The sequence below is a fragment of the uncultured Salinicola sp. genome (assembly GCF_937921195.1).
GTDB lineage: Bacteria > Pseudomonadota > Gammaproteobacteria > Pseudomonadales > Halomonadaceae > Salinicola.
In genome coordinates, this window is sequence record NZ_CALFQK010000198.1 from 1 (window position 1) to 4,415 (window position 4,415).

Annotated in this window: 4 protein-coding genes; 2 read left to right on the top strand and 2 right to left on the bottom strand. The window is 64.7% G+C overall.

Annotated elements, in window-relative coordinates:
* Both Q0602_RS23240 and Q0602_RS23245 read right to left on the bottom strand, forming a co-directional pair.
* Positions 1-1,188, bottom strand: a 1,188-nt coding sequence (locus Q0602_RS23240) for a methyl-accepting chemotaxis protein (RefSeq protein ID WP_298848427.1), incomplete at its 3' end; no start/stop codon positions are given.
* Between the two features lie 111 nt (positions 1,189-1,299).
* The gene (locus tag Q0602_RS23245) at positions 1,300-2,202 is read right to left on the bottom strand and encodes an ion transporter (protein WP_298848429.1); all 903 of its coding nucleotides are present in this window, start codon (positions 2,200-2,202) and stop codon (positions 1,300-1,302) included.
* Positions 2,203-2,421: 219 nt separating this feature from the next.
* Between Q0602_RS23245 and Q0602_RS23250 the strand changes: the two genes are divergently transcribed.
* Complete coding sequence (locus Q0602_RS23250; RefSeq protein ID WP_298848431.1) at positions 2,422-2,724, top strand: hypothetical protein; 303 nt, start codon at positions 2,422-2,424, stop codon at positions 2,722-2,724.
* Positions 2,721-4,415: EAL domain-containing protein (locus Q0602_RS23255; protein ID WP_298848433.1), on the top strand; the 1,695-nt coding region annotated here is incomplete at its 3' end. The genes Q0602_RS23250 and Q0602_RS23255, both read left to right, overlap by 4 nt.

Below are 4,415 nucleotides of genomic sequence, written 5' to 3' on the forward strand. Positions count from 1 at the left end.
GGCGGCGACCACGGCGAACCCGCGGCCCTGCGCCCCGGCCCGGGCCGCCTCGACCGAGGCATTCAGCGCGAGCAGGTTGGTCTGGAAAGTCAACGAATCGATCATCCCAATCACTTCCAGCGACGATTCGGAGCGGGCCTGGGCCGCCTCGATCTCGGTGACCGCGGTGGATATCTGGTCTCCGCTGGCGTCGATCCGGCGCCGATTCTCCTCCGACAGCGTCCGTCCCTGGTCGGCGTGATCCGCCGTATGCGCCACGGTGGCAGTGATCTCCTCCATGCTGGCGGTGGTCTGCTGGAGCGCCTGGGCTTGCTGCCGGCTCTGGTCGTTCAGGGCATGGCTGGCTTCGGTCAACTCCAGCGCGTCGCCACGCAGCGCCCGACTCTCCCGTTGCAGTTGCGAGACCAGCTCCAGCAGCGAGGCCTGCATCGCGTCGACGCCGGACTTGAGCAACCGCATCTCCCTCACGCCCCGCGTCGACAGGCGCTGGCTGAGGTCGCCCTGGGCGATGTCGGCGCAGTGTCGCCTCACTTCGCCCAGCGGGCGCAACAGATGGCGCTGGAACATGAAGAAGGCCAGCAGGATCAACGCCAGCGTGACCACGGCCGCCGTGGTCAGCCCGACCTGCAGGAGGTGCACGTCACGCTCCATGGCAGCCGCTCCCGACACCGCATTGGCTTTGGCGGTGGAGGACAAGCCGGCAAGACTGGCATCCAGCGCGGCGGTCAGGTCGTTGGCCTGCTTGACGCTGGTTTGGTAGGCCGAGACATCCCACGCCTTGAGCGTATCGAAGCCGGGCTGGATGCCGTCGTCGATCAGCGCCCGGAAGCGATCGGCGAGATCGCCCCCGGGCGACTCGGGGGCCGCCGGGGGCATCTCCGCGAGGCGCTGCTTCGCACTCGCGAAGGTGGCCTGCGCCTGCGCCCAGGTCTTCTTGGCGGGCTTGACGCGCAGGCGGTTGTAGTCGGTCTGATAGCTGTCCAGCAGCACCCGGGTCTGCATCAGTGCGGCATAGAGTTCACGTGCCGTCCCGAGCTGCACGACATTGAGGGCATAGACCGAATCGAAGGCGTTTCTCGCCTGTTTCATGGCCAGGTAGCTGCCGCCGCCGATGACCGACATCAGCAGCGCGAACAGCAGCAGCATGGCGACGAGGCCGCTGCGGAGCGTGAGGCGAAGCGATTGCATGACAACTCCCGATGATGACGAACCGCCTGGTGCGGCATCGTGGAATGGGAGTTTGTCGTCCTTTTGTCACAGATTGATGACAAAAGTTAACGTTTCGGTGGCCCCGCGACCTCAATCACCCTTGTCGTGCGCCTCGGGAGGTTCCGCCTCCGTCTCGGAGGCCTCGTCTGGGGGCGCGTTGGGGTCCTGGGTCTCCTCGTCGAGCCAGGTACCGCAGAAACGGCAGTACTTGGCACCGCGCTCGTGCCCCTCGTGACCGCAGCCGGGGCAGGCTTCGTCGGAGTAGCGCTCGCGCTGGATCGATCGAATCACCTCGGCGGAGAAGACCCCGGTGGGGACGGCGATGATCGAATAGCCGAGAATCATCATGAACGCGGAGATGAACTGTCCCAGCGCCGTCACCGGCGCGATATCGCCATAGCCGACGGTGGTCAGGGTGACGATCGCCCAGTACATGGCCCTTGGCATGCTGGTGAAACCGGCCTCGGGGGGTTCGATCAGGTAGATCAACGCCCCGAAGATGGTGATGATGAGCAGTATGGTGGTCAGGAACAGCAGGATCTTGCGCTGGCTGCGCTGCAACGCTTCCACCAGCATGCGACCCTCGCCGACGAACTCCATCAGTCGCAGGACCCGGAACACGCGCAGCACGCGCAATACCCGCACCACCAGCAGCGATTGCGCACCGGGTATGAACAGGGCGAGCCATGTCGGGAGAATGGCGAGCAGGTCCAGGACACCATAGAAACTGCGCAGGTAACGCAGGGGGCGGTCGAGGCAGTAGAGTCTGAGCGCCAGCTCCAGCGTGAAGATCAGCGTGAACGCCCATTCGACCAGATAGAATATCCTTCCGAAGCGTTCATGCAGATCCGGCACGCTGTCGAGAAAGACGGTGGCCACGCTCACCAGGATCAGCGTGATCAGCGCGATATCGAACGCCTTCGCTTGCGGTGTGTCCGATTCGAAGATGATCTGGAACAGCCGCTTGCGTAGCTGTGAATCGCCCGATTGCATCAAGTCAGTTTCCGTCCCCGGTGATGGTCGGCGCCTCGAGTGCGCTCGATAATCAGTTTATACGGCCCTCAATTTCGTGGCTCGACCGCCGATAATGCTAATGATACTTCGAGTATGTCGACAGTCATCGCCCGTTTCCCTCCCTGACGGGACGCATCGAACCCTGTCGCGACTCTCGGGCCGCGAGCGGAGCGGTGACGGACTCTAGAGCGACCTTCCATGATCGGGTTGATTCAGCGCATTCTCATCGATCATCTCGAGGCCAGTCATGACGGCGCGGTCGTCGGTTCGATCGCCGTCGCGGGCGACTGCCAGCAGCTCGACCGTCAGGCGCCGCTGAGGCCGCATGCGGATCCGTTCGTCGGATCGAGGCGGCGATACTCCCCCATGTTCTTCTCGATGGCCAATCCGGTGCAAGCCTTCCTGCCCCGCCTTCCCGCCATTCATGCCGCGACCGGTGCCGGTATTGGCGACGACGGCTGTCGCTTCGAAATGACCTCTGCAGAGGAGTCGGCGAGATGAGCGACAAGCCTTTGACCGTCGCCGAAGCGCGCGAGCGGCGTTTGATTGCGCAGGTCGACGCCATCAGCCATCAGCTCTGCCAGGCAGTGGACGGACAGTTCGAGTTTCACGTCCATACCGACAGCGATGAGATCGCGCTGCAGAAGCTGGCCCAGCTCAACAACCTCGTACTCGACTCGGTGCGCCGCACGATCCGGGATCTCGAGGCGTCCCGCGATGAGCTCGAGAGCCGGGTTGAGGAGCGAACCCAGCATCTGAACCTGGTGCTGACCGCCACCAACGATGGCGTCTGGGAGTGGGATCTCGACAGCGGCCAGCTCACCTTGTCGCAGCGATGGTCGAGCATGCTGGGGCTGGCGCACGGCGAAGGGCGGCGTGGACTCGACGACTGGCTGTCGCGTATCCACGAGGAGGATCGCGCCGACGTTCAGCGGTCGCTCTACCAGCATCTCGATGGCCTGACTTCCTCGGTCGCCGTCGAATACCGTATCCGGGATGCGCGTGGCGGCTGGCGAATGGTGTTGTGTCGAGGCCTGTGCCAGCGCAACGAGCGCGGTCTGGCCATCCGCATGGCCGGCACCCAGACCGACACCACGGAGCAGCGGCTCGGCGATCCGATGACGCTGCTGCCCAACGGGGCCTATCTCGAACTGCTCCTGCAGGAGTGTCTGGCGCGCTCGCCGTTGCCGCCGATGGCACTCGTCAAGTTCCAACTGCTCAATGTGGCGTCGCTGTTCGATGGCGTCGCCGTCGATGACGCGGTCAGCGCGCTACGCAAGCTGGTCCAGCGCATGCGCCGGCAGTTGCCACCGAGAGTGGCGCTGATCGCGCTGCCGGAACACACCTTTGCCATGGTGTTCGAAACCGACGAAGTCGAGCGACTGGACGAGGCGCTCGAACCGCTCGAGGTGCTGCTCTCCCAGCCGGTGGAGATCGATGGGCAGCAGGTATGGCTGTCGCATGTCAGCGGAGCGGCCGTGCTCGATCCGGCCGAGACGGTGAGCGTGGACGAGTGGCGCCATCAGTCGCGCCTGGCGCTGGCCAACGCGCGCCTGTCCGATGTCGGCTCCCGACGCTACTACAGCGAGACGCTGCGACAGTGGGAGCGACAGAACAGCCGTGCCGAGCAGTTGATCCGCGGTGCCCTGGCGACCCAAGGCGTGCGCTGCTTCGTGCAGCCGATCGTCGATTCGTCGACGGGCGAGATCCGCTGCTTCGAGGCCCTGATGCGCCTGTACGATCCGGCCGAGGGCGTGGTGCCGCCGGCGAGTTTCATCGAGGTCGCGGAACGCTCCGGGCTGATCGCGCCGCTGTGGGAGATGTTGATGGAGCAGGCATTGCCGCTGCTCAAGGATGACATCGTGCGCGAGCGTTTCGGCGACCGCTTCCTGCTGAGCGTGAATCTCTCCACTCGCCAGTTGATGGACCCGGGGTTGCTCGACGACATGATCGCGGCATCGAGGCGTCACGGGGTCCCCCACCATCGGCTGCAGATCGAGGTCACCGAAACCTCGGTGCTCAGCGATCCCGTCAAGGCGTTCCGCAGCCTGGATCGGATCCGGGATGCCGGCATCCGCGTCGCCCTCGACGATTTCGGCAGCGGCTACTCGTCGCTGGCCCAGTTGACCTCGATGCCCATGGATACGGTCAAGATCGATCGCGAGCTGGTGATGAACGTCACCTCGCTGCCG

Bases quoted from the DNA above. Each gene is read 5' to 3' on its own strand.
- Q0602_RS23245 (WP_298848429.1), bottom strand. From the start codon at position 2,202: ATGCAATCGGGCGATTCACAGCTACGCAAGCGGCTGTTCCAGATCATC.
- Q0602_RS23250 (WP_298848431.1), top strand. From the start codon at position 2,422: ATGATCGGGTTGATTCAGCGCATTCTCATCGATCATCTCGAGGCCAGT.